Source organism: Methylobacterium sp. WL103 (assembly GCF_008039885.1).
Lineage (GTDB): Bacteria > Pseudomonadota > Alphaproteobacteria > Rhizobiales > Beijerinckiaceae > Methylobacterium > Methylobacterium cerastii.
On record NZ_VRUX01000029.1, the window covers coordinates 1 to 19,102 of the forward strand.

Annotated in this window: 14 protein-coding genes and 4 pseudogenes; 9 read left to right on the forward strand and 9 right to left on the reverse strand. The window is 60.6% G+C overall.

What is annotated here, in order from left to right:
* The 3 genes and pseudogenes from FV222_RS30950 to FV222_RS03890 all read right to left on the reverse strand — a co-directional run.
* Positions 1-703 (reverse strand): sugar phosphate nucleotidyltransferase (locus FV222_RS30950; protein WP_246685321.1); only part of this gene is annotated, 703 nt, incomplete at its 3' end.
* A 114-nt stretch (positions 704-817) separates the two neighbouring features.
* Positions 818-1,171: pseudogene (locus tag FV222_RS03885) on the reverse strand (IS21 family transposase); the annotation flags it as partial.
* 146 nt (positions 1,172-1,317) lie between these two features.
* Complete coding sequence (locus FV222_RS03890; RefSeq protein WP_246685318.1) at positions 1,318-2,070, reverse strand: ABC transporter permease; 753 nt, start codon at positions 2,068-2,070, stop codon at positions 1,318-1,320.
* Positions 2,071-2,765: 695 nt separating this feature from the next.
* Here FV222_RS03890 and FV222_RS03895 point away from each other — a divergent pair.
* A pseudogene (locus FV222_RS03895) lies at positions 2,766-3,510 on the forward strand (IS5 family transposase).
* Between the two features lie 508 nt (positions 3,511-4,018).
* On the opposite strand, the gene FV222_RS03900 reads toward FV222_RS03895, so the two are convergent.
* A complete protein-coding gene (locus tag FV222_RS03900) occupies positions 4,019-5,170 on the reverse strand; it encodes a replication initiator protein A (protein WP_187277209.1) in 1,152 nt (383 codons plus the stop codon).
* Positions 5,171-5,263: 93 nt separating this feature from the next.
* A pseudogene (locus FV222_RS03905) lies at positions 5,264-5,673 on the reverse strand (IS256 family transposase); the annotation flags it as partial.
* 781 nt (positions 5,674-6,454) lie between these two features.
* Between FV222_RS03905 and FV222_RS31820 the strand changes: the two are divergent.
* Positions 6,455-6,577 (forward strand): hypothetical protein, encoded by a 123-nt coding sequence (locus FV222_RS31820; protein ID WP_281406866.1) that lies wholly within the window; start codon positions 6,455-6,457, stop codon positions 6,575-6,577.
* A 214-nt stretch (positions 6,578-6,791) separates the two neighbouring features.
* On the opposite strand, the gene FV222_RS03910 is transcribed toward FV222_RS31820, so the two are convergent.
* Positions 6,792-7,853 carry a tyrosine-type recombinase/integrase gene (locus FV222_RS03910; protein ID WP_147813046.1) on the reverse strand — a complete coding sequence of 354 codons (1,062 nt, stop codon included), beginning with the start codon at positions 7,851-7,853 and terminating at the stop codon, positions 6,792-6,794.
* Positions 7,854-8,424: 571 nt separating this feature from the next.
* On the opposite strand from FV222_RS03910, the gene FV222_RS03915 reads away from it, so the two are divergent.
* Positions 8,425-8,688, forward strand: a complete 264-nt coding sequence (locus FV222_RS03915; protein ID WP_147754088.1) for a hypothetical protein — start codon at positions 8,425-8,427, stop codon at positions 8,686-8,688.
* A 209-nt stretch (positions 8,689-8,897) separates the two neighbouring features.
* Here the strand turns inward: FV222_RS03915 and FV222_RS03920 are convergent, their stop codons facing one another.
* From FV222_RS03920 to FV222_RS03930, 3 genes are all read right to left on the reverse strand, one after another.
* The gene (locus FV222_RS03920; RefSeq protein WP_147813048.1) at positions 8,898-9,866 is read right to left on the reverse strand and encodes an NAD-dependent epimerase/dehydratase family protein; all 969 of its coding nucleotides are present in this window, start codon (positions 9,864-9,866) and stop codon (positions 8,898-8,900) included.
* Positions 9,866-10,855: a GDP-mannose 4,6-dehydratase gene (gmd, locus tag FV222_RS03925; protein WP_147813050.1), complete on the reverse strand. Its 990-nt coding sequence runs from the start codon at positions 10,853-10,855 to the stop codon at positions 9,866-9,868. Before gmd ends, FV222_RS03920 begins: the two co-directional genes overlap by 1 nt.
* Before the next feature lie 960 nt (positions 10,856-11,815).
* The gene (locus tag FV222_RS03930) at positions 11,816-12,094 is read right to left on the reverse strand and encodes a helix-turn-helix transcriptional regulator (protein ID WP_246685319.1); all 279 of its coding nucleotides are present in this window, start codon (positions 12,092-12,094) and stop codon (positions 11,816-11,818) included.
* A gap of 988 nt (positions 12,095-13,082) precedes the next feature.
* On the opposite strand from FV222_RS03930, the gene FV222_RS03940 reads away from it, so the two are divergent.
* From FV222_RS03940 to FV222_RS03965, 6 genes and pseudogenes are all read left to right on the forward strand, one after another.
* Positions 13,083-14,843, forward strand: coding sequence for a type I secretion system permease/ATPase (locus FV222_RS03940; RefSeq protein ID WP_246685320.1), 1,761 nt, complete (start codon positions 13,083-13,085; stop codon positions 14,841-14,843).
* A 49-nt stretch (positions 14,844-14,892) separates the two neighbouring features.
* A complete protein-coding gene (locus FV222_RS03945) occupies positions 14,893-16,317 on the forward strand; it encodes an HlyD family type I secretion periplasmic adaptor subunit (RefSeq protein ID WP_147813052.1) in 1,425 nt (474 codons plus the stop codon).
* Positions 16,318-16,586: 269 nt separating this feature from the next.
* A complete protein-coding gene (locus FV222_RS29330; RefSeq protein WP_187277210.1) occupies positions 16,587-16,793 on the forward strand; it encodes a hypothetical protein in 207 nt (68 codons plus the stop codon).
* A gap of 907 nt (positions 16,794-17,700) precedes the next feature.
* Positions 17,701-18,084 (forward strand): helix-turn-helix transcriptional regulator, encoded by a 384-nt coding sequence (locus tag FV222_RS03955; RefSeq protein ID WP_147813056.1) that lies wholly within the window; start codon positions 17,701-17,703, stop codon positions 18,082-18,084.
* A gap of 126 nt (positions 18,085-18,210) precedes the next feature.
* Positions 18,211-18,429: a hypothetical protein gene (locus FV222_RS03960; protein ID WP_187277211.1), complete on the forward strand. Its 219-nt coding sequence runs from the start codon at positions 18,211-18,213 to the stop codon at positions 18,427-18,429.
* 361 nt (positions 18,430-18,790) lie between these two features.
* A pseudogene (locus FV222_RS03965) lies at positions 18,791-19,102 on the forward strand (transposase); the annotation flags it as partial.

Here is a 19,102-nt window from a genome sequence, read left to right on the forward strand (position 1 = left end):
GTCCCTCCGGCTCCAGGATGATGTCGCCGGCGATGCCCGCCTGCGCCAACTGCTCGGCCACGATGAAGCGCGACTCGGCCGAGGCGATCACCGCCGGCCGGGCGAAGGTCGCGAGGTCGCTCACCCGGCGGGCGGTCGCCTGGAACGTCGACTCCGACGCGTCCACCAGCCGCGCGAACTGCTTGGGCATGCTCTCGCGCGACATCGGCCAAAGCCGCGTGCCCGAGCCACCGCACAGGATCACGGGGAGGATCGTCAGCGACGCCATGGGAGGGGGCGAAACTCTGTCCATATATTCCAGCCAGCTCATCGTTTCATTCAGTCTAACGTCATTCAAACGTGATCGAGTACGTCGGCAATCGCATCGTCCCAGTCGCTCCGGGGCGTCCAGCCGGTCGCCAGTCGCCACCGGGATTTCGGACGCGCGCATCCGGTCCGGCGCGACCCGGACCTCGAACGCGACCCGCGCGTGCCGCCACAGGTCCGACACCACGCTCGCGATGTTACGCGGCCGCCCCAAGGCGACGTTGAACACCGACCCGTCGGCGATGTCCACGCCGCGATCGATCAGCTCGGCATAGGCTCGCACCACGTCGCCCACCGGCAGGAAGTCTTGCTCGGCGGCGAGGTTGCCCACTTCCAGCACCGGCGGCACCAAGCCGGCCTCGATCCGCGCGATCTGGCCGGCGAAGGATGGCAGCACGAAGCGCTCGTCCGGCCTGACGCCTGGGCGAACTGCTACAGTGGAACTGGACCTTGCTGAAGGGACCCGCTCAGGCCGCCTGACCCGCAAGGTCCACCACCGAGCGCTTACGACGTAATGGGCGCAGAGCGCCTCGTAGCGGCGGGTGAGGTCGGCGCTTGCGTCTGCGTCGAGATTGCGGGAGGCGGCCGAGAGGCTGTTGGTGCGATGCTCGCCGGGCACGCCACCCAGGCTCTAAAGGGCGTTCTGCATTTTCTCGGCGAGCGCGACGAAGCTTTCGCCGCTCAGCACCACATGGGCATGCTCGAAGCCCGAGTAGGCGAGCCGCAAGTGGTAGTGCCGGCGATCGAGGGCGATGCCGGCGATGGTGATGCCGGCGGCATTCATGTCGGTGAACTTCGACAGGCCGATCCGCCCAGGCTCACGCATCTGGCAGAAGATGACCTCCTGCTCCGCACCGTGCAGGCTGAAGGGCAGATCGGGCATCTTAAGCTCTTGAAGCGCGCCACGTACGGCCGCGCCAACCTCGCTCTCTTCCGCCGACGGTTCCTCCTCGCAGCCTAATCCATAAAACTTGGCGAGGCGCTATTTTTCAGGAAGCAGGCCAACTAGAGTCAAGTTCTTTTTCGGACGACGTGCTTTTCTAGAAATAGCCCAATCGTTAAAAGCGAAAGAGAAAATAAAATGATGTAGAAATAATCGACTGTTATTGGTAGATCAGGGTAGTATCCAAGCCTGACCCATTCAATAATCCCGACGACGGGGTTGTACTTAAGAACATCATAGATTTGGTCTGGAAGAAAGTTTGGTAGGAACATCACACCGCTGGTAACATAGATCACGACGGTGAACAGGATGCTTCCCATCATCCAGGCCGGGAAGAAGGCGACGATGCTGACGTTGATCGTGCCGAAGCTGAGGCCGAGCAGGATGGCAGCGAGATAGCCGCACATCGATGTGAACGGATCGATTGGTATCGGATTAATGCCGGCAGCTGCGAGGATCGCCGACACCGTGAGCAGCCCAAGGAACCCGGTGACGATTTCCACGAGGATACGGGAGAAGATGACGTCGAACAGCTTGACCTGAGGGTAGTAGGTCAACGGACGGTTGGTAATAACGGCCTTCATGACCTCGCGCGAGACGTACTGGAATACTAGTGCCGGCACTGCGCCGCTCGCGAAGAACAACGCACGGCTGTCACCGATCGGCGCGGGCACATGGCGTAGAACGTAGATGAGCACGAGCATGAAGATATGCACGACCGGCCAGAGCACGGTGATCATGTAGCCCCAATGCGAGCCGCCGAAGCGCGTGCGCATGTCCCGCAGCATCAATGCATGCAGGACGTGGAGGTAGGACTCCATCTGGCTTCTCTGGAGCGGTCTAGTTACCATTTTCCGGTCAATCGCGGGCATGACGGCTCCGAATTCTCGTATGCTATCATCTGCATCGAAAGCGCCAGAATTATGGGATCACCAGCGCCGCCACTGTTCGACATTCTCCAGTGGCTCGAACCGCATCATCCCGGCCCGCCGACTTTAACGCCAGCATTATGGTCAGGCTCCAGCGCGGAGCGCGATACCCTCGACCGTGGCCTTGACCGGAAGTTTACTTTGAAATCGGCCATGGAGCGCTGCTTCAGCTTGGCAGCGATACCGGACAGGATCATGGGCCGACTCCAAAGCGGAGGCGGCATGCACGTCAGGTGTAGCTAATGATCCGTGAATGAAGACGCCTTCGCGTTTGCGACAGGCCCTTACAGTCGGCCTCAGTCGCAACTACTGCGCCAATCCACCAAACGGTGGCGCTTCTCGGGTGAACCACCAGTAGATAACCATTGCGAGTACAATCATGGAGATGAAAAGGGTGATTTCAAGCCAGCGCGTCATGCTAACCGCTTAGCACGGCGATATGGAGGAAGCGACCTGCCAAGGATGACGTTCAGCGAGCCCTCGCACGGGCAGGAGCTTGTGTCACATTCATCGTCACTACGGATGCAGACCTTGTATCGGGAGTAGTGTGTTGAGGCGGTAGAGCGCATGAGTGTGGCCCAGGGTTTTTGCAGGAGGAGCCTAGGGATCACTTCTGGTTTACGGATGAGCAGTTTGCGAAGATCGCCCCGCATTGCCCACCGACCCGCGTGGTAAGGCATGCTTAGATGATCGGTGTGTCATCAGCGGCATCGTCCACATGCTGAAAAGTGGTTGCCGCTGGACCGATGTATCGCGCGAGGTCTATGGGCCGAAAAAGATCTTTTACAATAGGTTCGTACGCTGGGTTGCTAAGGGTGTTTGAGTCAGGATGTTTGAGACGCTCGTTTAGGCTGGGGGCCTACTCTCCCAAGTGCTGATCGATCCGACCGCCCTGAAAGAGCACCGCTGCTCCTTCAGGGGTAAAAGGGGGAGCAGAACCAAGCCATTGGCTGCCTCATCCTGAGCCTGCCGAAGGAAGCGGAGCAGGCGCACCACCAAGATCCATGCGGCTACCGATCGTTGCTGCTGTCCGCTCACCTTCCTGTTGATTGACGGAAAAGCCGCTGACTGCAAGCCTGGCGTGCTGCTATTGGCGTGTTTGCCCACCTGCCGCATTGTCCCCCACTAACAAAGGCACAACAGCGACACCATGCGGTGGCAAATCGAGGCGAGGGGAGCAGTCCCTAATATTATTCAAAGTAAACAAGCATTGGGATCCATTTTTCTCGCCAGTTCACGACTTGCGGTTGCAATGCCACTGAGCGCATGTTCGGTCTAATCAAAGACTTATTTTGCATCTCTACGTGATATGATCGCTTGGACATTAGCTAATTTGCTATTGTCTACCCTGCCTCCACTGTCAGATATCGGTTGTGAATCCGAACTCTAGAACCTCTTATCTTTTGACGGAGTTTAAGCGGTGCTGGGTTGTTTCTTTTAGATAATTCGTGTGAGAGGCAGGGTGGTGTTTTCCTCACTATCAAGCCTCCATCCACAACGTTAAGAAATATGTTAATAAGTTAAAGACGCGCGCGTGTTGTTAGGCTTCGGTAAGCGCTTGTTTTTTCTGTGAAAAAAAGGGGTATTTATCCGCGGAGTGACGAAGCGCGTTATCCGCAGAGTGACGAACCTTCATCCGCAGGGTGCCGAGTCAAACATCGCTAGAGTGACGAAGCTGCATCTTTGCAGCACCCTGGCGCGCCGCGCCGGATGGAATCCTGGTGGGCGTCGCTGCAAAACCCTACTTTTTATGTCAAGAATGAATCTGGTAGGCCCATGGTATTTTTCAAAAAACTTTTAATATCAGCATCTTACGATGATTTATCCGTAGAGTGACGAACTAGATCTCCTTCTTGGCTGGTCGGCGAACGGACTTGCGGCGAGATCCTTCTGCCTTGGGTTTCGGAAGGCTGACCAAGTCGCTCTCCATCGCTGCCAAGCCTGCATCGCCTCGGCCGTAGAACACGACGGAGTCGTCAGCGTGCAAGAAGATTAGGTGATAACTCGGTAGGGAGCCCTCTTCTCCGATACCACGGACAGCCGCCCGGAATTTGAACAGGGGTTGACGGCTACCGACCTTTTTTTGCAGCAGCTCAAGGCCAACCTTCCATCGCCCTTGGTTCCCGCAATGCTTGCGTGCCAGTTCGTACAACCGCTTCTCAGTGGCCTTCCGAAGCTTGAAATAGTCTTGGTCGATGCTCAGCACCTCCAGTGCCATTGCGGCGTCGAAGGTAAATTCGCTTAAGGTGATCCGTAACTCCTCCAAACGGTTGTTTGGTCCACGGGTGATCGTCTCCCAAGCGTCGATCAAGCCAAAACCCTTGGTGCGGCGCCTGGCCGGCTTTCCAGTGGCGATCGATGTTTTGATGCGGGTGCCGGCAAGCCGTTCCAGAGCCTGTTCCAGCAACTCGTAGCCGCGCCCAGACGTGCTGCGGTTGGTGAAGGTAAGAACGTCGTGTGCCTTGATACTCACCGTGCGAGAGACGGCCTCACCGCGGTTCACGGCAGCGACGACTTTAGACACGCACGTAAGCACGATGTCCTTGTCATGGATGGTTGCGCGACCTTTCACCGACGGTGTCACTTCCAACGTCACACCATTGTGTTCGTAGGATAGAATACGCTGATCACCGTCTTCGATCGCGTAGACCGGGTGCTCCATAGTTGCCAGCTCATCCTTGGGCATTGCAGCCCGGCCGGTGGCGATGAACAAGTCAATTTGCTGCGTGAGGACCGGGGTAGGTCCATGATGCTCATTAGCTTGGCTGCTGGCAGGCGTGAGCGCTTTGCCCTGGTTGCGGGCCTGGATCGGCGCTACGCGCCGTGTGGGGCCTTCCTGGCTCTCCTGTGCCCCGCTCTGAGCCGGCTCTGACGCTGCCTTTTGCCTTTCAGCATCGGCCATGACGCTCTTGCCAAGCCCTTCGAAGGCCTTGGCGAGGCTCGGGTCGAGTCCGCCGAGCAGGTCTCCGAGCTGCTTCGGTCCGCTACTCATCCTTCGAGCCTCTGATTCCGATGAAGCCGCTCTTTAGGCCTTGGAAGATGCAGGTGTTGATGCAAGCAGCGCGGCTCAAGCCCATTCGGCGTGCAGATACAGCACCGGCAGCAGTTCATCCAGGCTATGGGTGCGCCTTGCCCACTTCGGCAGGATTGTCGAGGTGAACCAAACCCGATCCTATGCTCCCGTTCCGTCGCGATCCTGGACGCGGACCCTCGCCACCGGCACCGGCCCGATCCCGGTCTGGACCTCACGCTCTGACCCATGTTCGTGCCGCACCAGCCAGGTACGTCCATCCCGTGGCCGCAGCTCCTGGATCACCCTCAGGAAAGCCTCGGCCTCAAGCTCGACCGTCTGGGCGAGAAGGCGACGAGCACCAGCATGCAGCACCTCGGTCAGGGGATCGTCGATCACATCCGGCTGACGAAGCCACACAATGTTGATAAGGTCCTGATCTTAAAGGAAAATCTGATCCGTGACCTGAACCTGGTCGGCGACAGCAGATAGAGCAAGTGTCGAAAGGAAGCTTGAAGGGCGCAGCGTAGGATCCAGCCCAATGTCCGGAGTGTGTCCGAGCGTCGCTTTAGTCGGCTGTCTTGCTGGCTGACGATTCGGTCTGCGTGAGCCTGCGACCCGCCGTCGGGACGCATCCGCTGCACACGATGCTACTCGCGCGCCGAACCTGAGCGTCAAAGCGGCGATTTCGACTAGCCTGGGCACGCTGCTCGACCTCGGCGCGCGCTTCGACATCAGCGAGTGGCGTCAGGGCTGGCTGTACCGCCGGAAGTGGTCCCTCCTGTGTATCAGCCGGACTTAGTCGGGCAGCCAGGAACGGGGAGGTGCGGGGGCGGGTGCTCGACGCTGCCATCCCACCAGACACCGGTACTCCTGCGATGGGCGCCGCATGGGTCATCACGCGCTGAGGCAGCGCCGCGTCGTGCGCGACCCGATTGCCAGAACGCGCAAAAATGGCCTGTGGATCGATGCCGGCCGTGCCGCGTCCTGGCTGAAGGAGTAGATCGCCTGGCATTATTGCCGTGAGGGGTTGCGCAGGCTCGACCGCTTCCGGCTTGAGCGAAGCCGTAGAAGCGAGGGATGCGCCGGATCCCGCCCGCAAATGAGCCTGCGGATCGGTGCCGACACACGCCGATAGGCTCGTGACACCGAAAGCGGCAACGAACAAGGTTCTAACCAGTCTCAAGACGCCCCCGTACCAGCATGACATCCGCTGGATCGCTGCCCTGTCCCAAGATGGCGATAGGTGATTGATGTATCGCAAATATGGCGCTGACCGAGCCTTTGCCCGACCTGTGCTCTCTGCGCCTGGTGAAATCCGCTCGTGAGCGCGGCAAGGCCGCCAACACGCTGGCCCGTGTTTTCGTGATGCGCGCGGTCATCCCGTAACCCCGACCGGCGGCGTCGAGCGCGCTGCGACGCTTATCTTACGAACGAGTTCCCCTTTTATCTGCCAGGTCTGTGGGTGTGATTGACAAATTATCAATCTAGCAGTCATTACTGACTTACCTAGATCGAGGAGGCGTCAAATATCACCGTATTCATGGCGTCAATCATCTCGACAGTCAGCATTTTCTGACATCAAGCGATGTGACGCGTGATCTCACGCCCGATTTTGCAAGGTCGCGAGCTTACGCGCCGCGCCGCGCTGTGCGCGCAGGCGCTCGCCGTAGCGCGCTGGCATCGCTGGCGTCTTCCACGAACCCGCCTGCATCACCTCGAGTAGCTCGAAGCCCGCCGCGAACATGTCCTGCGTTGCCCCGACCCGTGTCGAGTGGCCCGAGGGGAGGCGGGAGAGTTTGAGTCCGGCCGTAACGGAGAGATCCCGGAATATGCGCGAGACCTCGGCGGCGCCGAGCATGGCGTCTCCGACCCTGCCGCCCTTCGTCAAAGGCCGGAACAGGGGTCCGCTGTCCAGCCGGGCGGCAGCGAGCCAAGCCTCGATATGCGCCACGGTGTCGGGCGCGAGGTACTTGATCGCTCCCTCGCCCTCCTGGTCGGCCTTGGAGCGTCGCACCAGGACGGTGCCGGAGCCGTCCGCGCCGCGCTCCAGATCCCCTATATATAATGAGACAAGTTCGGAGCGGCGCAGCAGCGTGTCGTATGCGACCGCGACGAGCGTTGCGTTGCGGAGCGCAATCAATGGTGTCTCGCGCGCCCCTTCCATCACGCGCCGGTGCAGCCGATCAGGCGCCTTCACGATGAGCATGCGCTCGATGCTGCCTCGGTTGAGGGGCTCGGCCTGCTTTTGGCGCCGACCCTTGGCCCGGTTCATCCGCTTCACCGCCAACCGGACGATCTCGTCGGCGCATGGGTTGGGCAGCCCGGCGGCGCGGTGGAGCGCGGCGATCGACGAGCGGTACCGCTCCACCGTGGCGCGGGACTTCGTTTCGGTTTGGGCGTCGATGAACGCGACGACGGTTTCCGGGCTGGCCGGGAGCATCGTCCGCTCGACGCTCGAACACCATGCCGAGAAGATCCGGCTGTCGGCGGCCAGCGCGCGGAGCGTGTTGTCGGCGAAGGCGCCGCGTGCGGCGCGGGCATGATCCTCCAGCCGCGCGACCAGAAGGTCGAGGCCGGGCGGAAGCGCCTCCACGAACGGGACGGGTAGGGCGACCGACCCGCGCGGCGGTTCGGCGTCGGGATCGTCGGCGTCAAGCTCCATGGACCGAGCGTAGCGGCCCAATCGTGAACGATCCACAATGATCTGCGATAAGTGCCATTATCAATGGCCATTTTGTCGACTCCTTCGAAGGAGCTCCTCCAACGGTCAGGCATGGTTGCGCCGCGGTGGAAAAGGCGCCGATCCGTGGATCGGGCGGCAGGCGCTTGAGCCGAGCAGGAGCACCCTGTGGTCCGCGTTCGACGGCCTGATCCGGGTTGAGGAGCCAGTGCCATCGATCAGTGATCGGCAGGAACCGGTAAGCGCCTCGGGACTATTCGGTCGAGCGATCTCGTGTGACGACGCAGATGTCGGAGTGCCGTTCGAGCCCGCCGGCGAGCGTCTGCGCCCTGTACGTCGGGCAGGTGGTCTGAGGATTTCAGGAGGCAACTCGGCGACAGCGCATGGCTGATCGACGGTGTGACGCAGCAGACGCGTCTAACGTCGATGGGTTGCGCTGTCGGCGACGCCGAGAGCGGCAAGTCAATGGGGGCGGTCAGTGGCTGACAGGTCTCATCACAGCGCGTAAACGGGCATTTTCCCCGCCCCATGGGCCGAGGGGCCAAGGGCGCCAATGACACAACCTTCCTTCCAGCCCGTCAGCGAGGTCTATGCCGAGCAAACGGTTTATGGGCAGATCGGCCCACTTCAGGTGGTGCGGCTCGTTCGTAGCGATCTCAGCCTCGCGCTGACCCATGTCGTCGTCCTCGGCCATCCAAGCCTGGGGCCGACCTTCATCGCAGGTTTCCCCGACACCGAAGAGGGGATTGGCCTGGCCGATCAGGTTGGCCAAGCCGTCGTCCAAGCGCTTTGGATCGCCGCGACGCCGGTGTCCTGATCCAGTCTGCCGCCGGGCATAACCGGGCCAGCTTGGTCCTCTGACGCCATCCGTGCTGTTCGTAGGAAGGTGGACGCGTCTCAAAGTCGGAATCACCACGCATCGGGCGTCGCTTGCACCTTGAAGCGCTGGTTGCGGCGCAGCGCTGGAGGCCGGCGCAACCGGCTTCTGACCTGGGCTTGGTGTGAGCGAGCGGGAAGGGGGCTCCCTCAGGCGCCGTTGCGCGCCCGCGCGTCGGCCAGAACAGCGGCCAGGGTCTCGGACCAGGGCACTTGTGGGGCCCAGCCGGTCGCCACGTGAAGCCGAGCGCCTTCGCCGGAGGCCAGCGGGATCCCAGAGGGCCGCATGCGGGCAGGATCAACCACAACCTCAAACGGCACGCGCGCCTGTCGCGTGAGATCCTCCAGCACGCTCGCGATCGTGCGAGAATGGCCCGTGGCGACATTCAGCACCGTGCCAGACGCGAGCTTATCGCTCGCCCAAATGACCTGCGCGTAGGCCCGCGCCACGTCCCGTACGTCCAGAAATTCGCGGTACGCCTCAAGGTTTCCGACTGCGAGACACGGCGGCATCCGGCCTGCCTCGATCCGGGCGATCTGATGCGCGAAGGCGGGTACGACGAAGCGCTCGTCCTGGCCTGGACCGGTGTGATTGAAGGGCCGTAGTACGATGAAGCGAACATCGCTTCCCGCGAGTACGTCGGCGAGCATTTCCTCACCCACACGCTTGGTGCGGGCGTAGACCCCAACTGGCTGAGGGACAACGTCCTCGTCCACCGGCTGGCCGGTGAGGAAGGCGCGCCCGTAGACTTCGCTGGAGCTCGCAAAAACGAGGGCGGCGGTGGGCGCCTCGATGCGCATGGCCTCGGCGAGGTTGAGCAGGCCCACGACGTTGGTGCGCCAGGTCTCCAGGCCTGCTCCGTCGGCCTGCCCAACGGAGGCTTGGGCAGCTAGATGCAGGACGTGGCTCGGTCGGAAGTCCCGCAGGCAGGCCGCTAGGCCTTTTTGATCAGCGAGGTCGAGTGTACGAAAGGCGGCGTCCTCTGGGAGGGCAGTGTTCGTTCCGCGTCCGACCCCGAGGAGCGCCTCGACGCCCGCCGCGGCAAGGGCCGCGAGGGCGTATCGGCCAACGAAGCCAGCCGCGCCCGTGACAAGCACGCGCCGGACGGGCGCAGCCATCAGGCGGCCTTTTGGCCGCTGTGACGCTTCAGGTCGGCCTCGACCATCTCCTGGATCATCGCTTCGAGCGAGATCTCGGCCTTCCAGCCGAACGCGGCTTCCGCCTTGGCCGGGTTGCCGAGCAGCACCTCGACCTCGGCCGGCCGGTACAGCTTCTCGTCAATGATCAGGTGGTCCTCCATCGGCAGGCCGACGTGAGAGAACGCGAGCGCGCACATGTCCCGCACCGTGGTGGTGCGCCCGGTGGCGATCACGAAGTCGTCGGGCTTCTCCTGCTGCAGCATCATCCACATCGCCCGGGTGTAGTCCTTGGCATGGCCCCAGTCGCGTTTGGCGTCGATGTTGCCGAGCCGCAGCTCGGAGGCGAGCCCGAGCTTGATCCGCGCGACCCCGTCCGTGACCTTGCGGGTGACGAACTCGACGCCGCGCAGCGGGCTCTCGTGGTTGAACAGGATGCCGTTCGAGGCGTGCAGCTTGAAGCTCTCGCGGTAGTTGATCGTCATCCAGTGCGCGTAGAGCTTGGCCACACCGTAGGGCGAGCGCGGGTAGAACGGCGTCGCCTCGCTCTGCACCTGCTCCTGGATCAGGCCGAACATCTCGGACGACGAGGCCTGGTAGTAGCGTGCCTCCGGCTTCAGGGTGCGGACGCATTCGAGCAGGTTGACGGCGCCCAGGCCCGTGATCTGGCCGGTGAGCAGCGGCTGCTGCCACGAGGCGGTGACGAACGACTGCGCGGCGAGGTTGTAGACCTCGTCCGGCTGCACGGCCTGAACAATCCGGGCAAGGCTCGACAGGTCGAGCAGGTTGCCGTCGTGAAGCTCCACGTCGTTCTCGATCCCGAGCCATTTCAGCCGGTGGTCGAACACCCCGGCATGGCTCGACCGCCGCACCACCCCGTGCACCGCATAGCCCTTCGACAGCAGAAGCTGCGCCAGATACGCCCCGTCCTGCCCCGTGATGCCGGTGATCAGCGCGCGCTTGCTGGTCATGTGGTCGCCCTTTGTCTCTCGTGCGATTTGAAGAAGCTACCGCCGCGGCTAGGTCGATCGAGCCTGCGCGTCAAGCAAAGCCTGCGTTCCCCGCAGGGCCATTCAAGGGAAACCGTGTTAGGCGGCGTTCCTGTTTTGGGCCAAGGCCTGTCGGGTTTTAATGACCGATCGGGACGTCTCAGAGGACCTTGAGCCTAGCATTGCGTAGTGCTGCCAGGGCTTGCGAGCTCAACCCGAAGGGAATGGTGCTGTGATTTTTGCGCAGGATCACGTACCGGCGCTAATGCAGGCGGCTCTCGACGAGCCAGTAAGCGCGTCAGAATACCAGCAGAGCCTCTGGGGCAACCTGTGCAAGAGCGATGTTGGTCATCACATGGGCGATTTCCCAGCTAATTTGTTCCGCCTTCTTGCGTGTTCGCTCGATCCGTAGACCTGGGCAGTGCCTGGGCATCCAACATGATCCGCGCATTTGCGGTTGATGCTCACTTACTTGCCGGATCTCAATGCAACCGTGCCTCTTCGCGATGATCCGCGCTTTGCGGATCAAATCGGGGCGGACTTGCGCTTAAGAGACGATGAAGTAGCCCCGCCGACCGCCTTCAGCGCCGTGACCGTTGAGAGCTCGCCACCGGAAAGGATGAAACGCGTCGATCGCCCCTCGCTTTGACGGTGATGTCCTGCGAGGGCGTTGAAGGCCTTTTTGAGCAAGATGCTGTGATGGTGTGTAACATGAGTTCACAGTAGCGCAGGAGCTTGATTGAGACACCTCAAAACTCCAGGCCCGAGGCATTCCCCAATTTTGACAGTGCTTATAGCACTAGAATTTGTCCATCTCTGATTATTATTCATAACTATCGAAAAATTCACTATTTCAGGCAGAAATTTAAAACTACTTCACGGCATATACGTCCTACATGGTCCGCTATTTGACGAACAACATTATGCCGTACAATGAAATTGCTATAGAGCGTGCGGACGGTAATTGAGATCAGTGAGGTCGGCATCCAAAACGCTGGAGGTAACCGGATCATAAAATTTCATCAGATTGATGACCAAGTCTTTGACATCAACTTGTAAAGCCTCCGCCCAGATCCGGTAGCTGTCCGGGGGGATACGCCCGCGGCTGGTCTCGATCTGCGAGATAAAGGTATAGAAGTCCAGGCCGATCAGGGCCGCAAGCTGGCGCTGAGACAGGCCGGCAGCCTCACGCAGTTCACGGACATAGCGTCCCCCCCTCACGGCGGAGTTCCTGCACCTCTTCGGAGGTTGACTTGGTTTGTTGGGCATACATTACGCACTCGTCCGGGAAGGTTGGGCTGCCAGAGCACCGCAATCCATTCGGCCGCGCCTTTGAATAGCAAAAGCAACATGCCCTCCGCTCAGTTCTGTCCAAGCGATTGGTTCGCTTATCCCAACAGATTTGCACCGCGTTGCTGGCCTTGTGCCCGTTACCACGGTATGCCACTGCGCTCGGGCCTGACCGCTACGGACGGGCAAAATCGCACCGGTTCATTGCCTCTTCCATCCCCGTTGCGAACAGTTGCGAGGCATTGGCCTTTGTCAGGAGAGGCGGCATGTTTTCATTCCGCAATAGATCTGCCCGCCGCCGTGCCCAGCTGGCCAAAATCGGCGGCTTAACGAGGCATTTTATCTTTGGAAGTATCCTGACGTCGCGGCCCTGGGTATCGATCCGATGCGTCATTATTTAGAGCATGGTTGGCGCGAAGGCCGCGCCCCCTGCGAGTCCTTCAGCACCCAAGGATATCACGCGCTTAATCCAGACGTGGATGCCGCCGGCGTGAACCCCCTCGTCCATTTTTGGGAAACGGGCCTCGCCGAGGGCCGCTCTGGCTGGCAGATTGACCGTGGCTGATCTCGGGCGGCTCGTCTGGCCGGCCGCGTGCCTTCTTCGCAACAGGTGTCCTTAATTCGAACATACCACTTAGGCAGGGAAACGTCCGCTTCCAAAATCTGTATCGAACATTCGACTACCCAATTATGTTCCTAGGCCCCGACGCGGAGACAGCTCTCCCACAACCAGACTTATCTTAGTGACATCACACTTGTCTATCTGGATTACAAATTTATGTGATCGAATCGGCAGCTACTGCTTCAAGTTTGAATATCCTCATTCTTGCGGCTGCATCGCTGGAATGATCGTGATAGATAGAAGCGCCTGCGGGTACGTAGATCCGCCGCAGACCGCTAAAGAACAAGGTCATTGGGTATGAACATGAGGGATGCGAGCGGTGCGTCTTCGGTCCTGAAAGAGGGGATCAAGTCGACGCGCCCTGTCTTCGTGACAGCGATCGTGTTCAGCTTCTTCATCAACCTTCTGATGTTCGTCAGTCCCCTCTACATGCTCCAGGTGTATGATCGGGTGCTGTCGAGCCGCAACGTCACGACACTCGTAGGTATCACTCTGATAGCGGCCTTTGCGCTCGTGGTCTACGCGCTTCTCGAGATGCTGCGCTCTCGCATTCTTGTGCGGGCTGGAATGCTATTTGACGAGAAGATTGCCAGCCCGATCTTCTCGGCGGTCCATCGAGGGAATTTACGGAATCCTGAAGGTGGCCACGGCATCGCATTGCGCGACGTCGACACGGTGCGTGAGTTTCTCACGGGCAGTGGGCTTCTCGCCTTCTGCGACGCACCCTGGACGCCGGTCTTCCTGCTCGCCTGCTTTGTCCTGCACCCCTGGTTCGGCTGGATGGCGATCGTCGGCGGGCTCATCATCTTTGGTCTGACCCTTCTTAATGAGGTCGCGACCAAGCGCGAACTCGCTGCCGCAAGCCAAGCCAGCAACGCCGCCGGCCAGTACGCGCAGGCGACGCTGCGCAACACCGAGGTGCTGCAGGCGATGGGCATGCTGGGGGCGCTGCGTGGCCTCTGGAGCCAGCGCCACGATGAAGTGCTGGCTTTCCAAGCGCTGGCGAGCGACCGAGCCGGCTTAATTGTTGCGGGGACGAAGTTCGTCCGCATGTTCCTGCAGACGCTAATTCTGGGCGTCGGCGCTTATCTCGCGATCAATCGCGAGATCTCGCCCGGTTCGATGATCGCGGCCTCAATTATCATTGGGCGGGCTCTGGCTCCGGTCGAGCTGCTCATTGCGAACTGGAAAGGGTTCAATGCGGTTCGGGCGAGCTACGGGCGCCTGCAGAAGCTCATTGAGCTCGTTGGACCCGAGCCTGAGCGCATGAACCTACCCCGGCCTAATGGCCAGATCGAGGCCGAGAACCTTTTCGTTGGCGCCCCTGGTAAGACGCAGGTGATCCTTCAGGGTGTCAGCTTCAAGCTCGCGCCTGGTACGGTGGTAGGTGTTGTTGGCCCATCAGCTGCTGGCAAGTCGAGCCTGGCGCGCGCCGTCACAGGCGTTTGGCCGATCGCGCGCGGGGCTTTGCGCATTGATGGCTCGGAGATTACGCATTGGGATCCGCAGGCGCTCGGCCGCCATATCGGCTACCTGCCCCAGGATGTCGAGTTGTTCGCCGGCACGGTCGCGCAGAACATCGCTCGTTTCGACACGATCGACGAGGAAGCAGTGATTGCGGTCGCCAAGAAGGCAGGCTGCCACGAACTGATCCAGAGTCTGGCCGACGGCTACAACACCCAGATCGGTGGCGGCGGCCACGCGCTCTCGGGCGGTCAGCGCCAGCGCATCGCGCTCGCCCGCGCCATGTACGGTAACCCGAGCTTCATCGTCCTTGACGAGCCGAATGCCAGTCTCGACGCGGCGGGCGAGGAAGCCTTGATGCGGGCCGTTCAAGAGTTGAAGCAGATGGGCACCACGATCCTGATCGTGACGCATAAGGTCAACATCCTGTCCGCGGTCGACACGGTGCTGGTGATGAATGCCGGTACCGTTCAGGCCTACGGGCCGCGCGATCAGATCCTCGGCCAGGTGGCGGGCCCACGCTCCGTTCCGTCTCCCGGTGCCGCACCCGTGAACGGACGTCTTGGTATGCAAGACCAGCGCGCGGCCGGGTAGGCTGCGGGCCGACGACAAGGCATCAGGCGACAGGAATTTCGAGACAGCGATGAGCATCAAACTTCCAGCGCTGCGCGCACGTCTCACGAGCACCACAGCTAAGGTTCAGCAGGGTCTGACTCGCAACGACCCAGTCGTGGCCGGAGGCGATCCCACGGGGGCTCATCTGCGCCCGGCCAAACCGCCCCGCTTGACGACTTGGAAGCACCACGCGGTCGCCGGATACGCGCTGATTTTCTCGACCTTCGGCGTGATGGGCGCCTGGGCGGCGGTTGCCCGGCTCGACCGAGCGGTGGTTAGCCCCGGCACGATCGCGGTAGAGAACAGCCGCAAGGTCGTGCAGCATTTCGAGGGGGGCATGGTGCGCGAAGTCCTGGTTAAAGAAGGCCAGACCGTGCACGAGGGCGATCTGGTGCTTCGGCTCGATCCCATTCAGGCAAATGCCAGCGTCGACCTCTTCCGCTCCCAGCTCGACGCCACCCTAGTCCAGGAGGCGCGACTCCTGGCCGAGCGGGACAGTCAGGATAATCTTGAGCTTCCGCCAGAGATCCTGGCGCGTCGTACCGAGCCCGGCGTGGCGCGTGTGATTGCTGACCAAACGGCCCAGCTCAAAGAGCGACGCGGCTCACTCGTCGGACAGATTGAACTCCTCGAGTCGCGGGTGCGCCAACTGAAGAACGAAATTTCAGGGCTTGGTGTCGAAAAGGCAGCCACTGAGCAGCAGGTTGGCTTCATCAACCAGGAGCTCGTTGGCCTACGCCAGCTGCGCGAGAAAAACCTGATCCCAATGAACCGGCTCCTCTCGATGGAGCGGGAGCGTACGCGCCTTGAAGGCATCATCGGCCGCTCGGTCGCCGACACGGCCAAAGCCGAGAACGGTATCAACGAGACGGGCTTGCAGATCACGCAACTGCGCCAAAAGCTGCAGGAAGAGATCGCTGGCCAACTCTTGGAAGCACGTCAGAGAAGTGCGGAGCTGCGCGAGAAATTTGCGGTTGCTCAAGACGTCCTACGACGTCTCGAGGTGCGTGCGCCCCGCTCAGGGGTTGTGCAAAGTCTCAAGGTTTACACAATCGGCCAGGTTGTGCGCTCAGGTGAGCCCTTGATGGAGATTGTGCCCGACGACGACAAGCTCGTCGTACATGTGCAATTCGCGCCCAACGACCTCGAGACGGTGCATGCCGGGATGCCGGCCGAAATCAAGTTCCCGAGCTTCCACTCGCGACGCATCCCGACGATCCTGGGTAATCTCGAAACCGTCTCGCGCGACCGTCTCATCGATGAGACCACGCGCCAGCCCTATTTTCTTGGCATCGTTCAGATCAGCAAGCTGCAGATTCCCGAGATGATGCAAGGCCGGCTGGTGGCTGGGATGCCGGCCGAGGTCATCGTCACCACGGGTGAGCGCACTGCGCTAAGCTATGTCGTCTCGCCGTTCTTCGAGGCGCTCGGGCACTCGTTTAATGAGCATTGAACGGAACGGGTTTATGATCAGACTCGGCAGCAGAGCTGGGCAAGGCTTGCATCGCACGGGTTGGGGGCAGAGTTCAGACTAGATAAGCGCCAGTCTCTCGTTGTTACGTCCGGCTCCGATCACTCAAGGCGACCGGTCTCAACAGGGGATTGCCGAGCTCTACTGCGTGGAGGCTGCTCTAACGCAGGCAGAACCTGCGTATAACTAGTGATCGAGGCCTGAGTGATGAAGGCGATCCCTGGTTAATCTCTTGTCGCTTCGATGGCGACGTGATCATGCACTTCGCGCGGATCGACGACCTTTACGTCGTCGCTTCCGAGGCGTTGGATCGCCCGCTGTGGGGACTTGATTTCCGTGCTTTGCTCAACGCGGTTGCGGCCGAGCACCCGACCCTCGTACCGGTCGCGCGCCAGACCACCCAAGGCAAGACCGGTAATCTCGTGCTGCAGAGGATCGCACCAATCAGCAGGGCCTGAGCGTGCCGCCACGACCGGTGGACGAACAGCGGAGCGACCGACAGGACGATCCCGGCGAAGCGGGCGGGCAGGTGCGGCATGAGGCGTCTCTGGCGAGGGACACCATAAGCCTATCCATCACGCTCGCTTCGTCACCTGGCACGTTCCACGATCGGTCGAAATGGCCAAAATTGAGCTAAAGGGAGGCAACCAACACCTGCCTCAGATGCCACCGTCTATCGACCACGTCTCGATGCCGACGGATTTCCTCCCGTCACCGCCCATTGGCCAGAGGTGACCTTGTTGTCGGCGATGAGGAAGCTCGCGACACCACCGCTCGTTGCACCAACCGCCCCGGCCGCTCGAAAGACCACGGACAGAACCGATTCGGTCCGAATGCCGGATCCGATCTGCCAAGCGGCACTGTAGGTACTACCGGTCTTCTTGACATGGCTTCACCGCCGTAAATCTGCGGCTAGACACAAGGATTGTTACGACGCCTGATGGTAGTCGACATTATTTCAGGAATAATTTTGAAAAATAGCAAGGCGATACACGTATCAAAACATGTGATGGCAGCAGGATTATAATATTTATTTAGAAAATCCATTCAGAGATTTGCATTTTAACCTCGGCTAGTGTCAAAAAATGTCTTTGATTTCCGGAAGATGGAAATAGATGTGCCCGCTGGAGAGAATTTGATCCGTGCTGAATTAGTTGATGCGATGAAATATTCGATCACTTCGCCGTAATGCAGGCCGTTAACGGTCGCGAGGCTTGGCATAATTCTGATGACATCTTAACGCCTGGATAATCCATACCCATGACATTCCCTCTTGGCACTATGACGTGTCTTGACATGGCATTATCTCGCTTTTAGCAAAGAGTATAATCTACGTCACACGCGTGTTTTCCGAAGCGAGAAGCAATGTACACGAACGCGCAGAAGCTGTCGGCGTCTGAGACGCAGGAGCTCCGTCGCGAGGCTGGCAAGCTTCTGAAGCACTTGCGCGAGAAGGCTGGGCACTCGCAGAGGACCTTCTCGGCCGAGATCGGGTCTCCGCTCTACACCTTCGTCTCACAGGTCGAGACCGGACGAGGGCGCGTTCCGCCGGATCAGATCCGTGTCTGGGCGAATGCCTATGGGCTTGAAGCGCGTGAGTTCCTGCTCATGATCATGCGCTTCTATGACCCAGAAACGTTCAGCGTCCTGTTCGAGAGCGAGCCAGAGATCTTCACGGGGACCGCCTTTCCAGATCTCTCGGCGACACAAGAGGTGGGAGAACCCGCTTCTACCGAGAGTTCGCCCTGACTGGGTCGCAAGCCTAGCTGATCGAATTTTAACACGGTCGTAACCAGCACTGGGGTCGCGATGTCCCGCACCGCCACGCCTGGTAAGGGCCAATCTGGCCTAACCTCTTGGAAACGGATGGCGCTCTTGCCCAACGCGCTCACACGCCAGCAGATCACGCTCTATTACCTATGGCTTCTCGAGAGGGCGCCCGAGCCCAGCGCGATCCAGTCCTATCTCACCGCGCGAGTCTCGCGAACGGCCTTGCTGGAGACCATTGTCGGCTCCGAGGAGTTCGCGCAGCGCCTAGAGCGTGGCAGAAATCGCGATCCCTGGGCCGTGCTCGGTCGCGCGATGAGGGCATGATCTCGCGACTACGAGATTGCGCCCTGGATCGCGGCAAACGCCCGAAAAACTCCGCCGTCGCGCGGGCCGGAGAGGCGCGCGCTTCCGCGGCACCGCGAGCGGAAACGGCCGGATCCCCATCATCAGGTGTGGCTTTCATGCACCGCCTAAAACGACTTTCCAGCACCGTGTAGAAATCGCTGGACGGTCGCCTGTATCGTGTTCTACATATGCCTCGACTCACTAGGGTCGACGCTTCGGGGCGGAGCCGAACCAGCCACAAGGCTGGCGGAGGCCTCCCTGCACTGCAAGGGATTGTGGTCCGCCCCCATTGAAGTGGTCCGCCCTTTGGTATGGCTTTTGAGCCTGGAGGACGGACGAGATGGCAAAGCACCCGAAGCCCGAGGAGATCGTCGCGAAGCTACGTCAGGCGGACGTGCTGATTTCACAGGGCCAGAGCGTGGCCGATGCAATCCGCGCGCTCGGTGTGAGTTCGGTGACGTACTACCGGTGGCGGCGTGAGTTTGGCGGCCTGAAGTCGGATCAAGTTCGACGGATGAAGAGTCTTGAGACCGAGAATGCTCGGCTTCGAAAGGCAATCGCCGATCTCACCCTCGACAAGCTGATCCTGCAGGAGGCGTCCCGGGGAAACTTCTGAGCCCCGCGCGCCGACGCGCCTGTGTCGAGCACATCC

What these genes read in the sequence shown, in the direction of transcription:
- FV222_RS03945 (WP_147813052.1), top strand. Translation starts at nt 14,893, where the DNA reads ATGAGCATCAAACTTCCAGCGCTGCGCGCACGTCTCACGAGCACCACA.
- FV222_RS31820 (WP_281406866.1), top strand. Translation starts at nt 6,455, where the DNA reads ATGGCGCTGACCGAGCCTTTGCCCGACCTGTGCTCTCTGCGCCTGGTG.
- FV222_RS03900 (WP_187277209.1), bottom strand. Translation starts at nt 5,170, where the DNA reads ATGAGTAGCGGACCGAAGCAGCTCGGAGACCTGCTCGGCGGACTCGAC.
- gmd (WP_147813050.1), bottom strand. Translation starts at nt 10,855, where the DNA reads ATGACCAGCAAGCGCGCGCTGATCACCGGCATCACGGGGCAGGACGGG.
- FV222_RS03940 (WP_246685320.1), top strand. Translation starts at nt 13,083, where the DNA reads ATGAACATGAGGGATGCGAGCGGTGCGTCTTCGGTCCTGAAAGAGGGG.
- FV222_RS03910 (WP_147813046.1), bottom strand. Translation starts at nt 7,853, where the DNA reads ATGGAGCTTGACGCCGACGATCCCGACGCCGAACCGCCGCGCGGGTCG.
- FV222_RS03920 (WP_147813048.1), bottom strand. Translation starts at nt 9,866, where the DNA reads ATGGCTGCGCCCGTCCGGCGCGTGCTTGTCACGGGCGCGGCTGGCTTC.
- FV222_RS03890 (WP_246685318.1), bottom strand. Translation starts at nt 2,070, where the DNA reads ATGGAGTCCTACCTCCACGTCCTGCATGCATTGATGCTGCGGGACATG.
- FV222_RS03955 (WP_147813056.1), top strand. Translation starts at nt 17,701, where the DNA reads ATGTACACGAACGCGCAGAAGCTGTCGGCGTCTGAGACGCAGGAGCTC.
- FV222_RS03915 (WP_147754088.1), top strand. Translation starts at nt 8,425, where the DNA reads ATGACACAACCTTCCTTCCAGCCCGTCAGCGAGGTCTATGCCGAGCAA.